Genomic DNA, 216 nt, shown 5'->3' with positions numbered 1-216 from the left:
GAAGCTTAACTTCCGTGTTCGGTATGGGAACGGGTGTGACCTTCTCGCCATTATTACCAGACTATTTAATTGACACTATCTTATTATAATAACTTTTTAAGATTTTGCAAGAGGAAAATTTAATTTTTTCATTCCCTCAAAACTAGATAATGTAGAAGAAGAAGTAAAAACGAGTTCACCTAAAAACTAGGATAAGTCCTCGATCGATTAGTATCA

1 rRNA gene is annotated in these 216 nt (G+C 33.3%); it reads right to left on the bottom strand.

Annotated elements, in window-relative coordinates:
* Window positions 1-61: ribosomal RNA gene (rrf, locus tag GXK58_RS26920) — 5S ribosomal RNA — on the bottom strand; the annotation flags it as partial.
* Window positions 62-216: the final 155 nt, after the last annotated feature.

The organism is Bacillus sp. USDA818B3_A (assembly GCF_009928415.1).
Lineage (GTDB): Bacteria > Bacillota > Bacilli > Bacillales > Cytobacillaceae > Neobacillus.
Note: the sequence above shows the minus strand (reverse complement) of the source record. Positions and strands in the feature narration are given on the sequence as shown.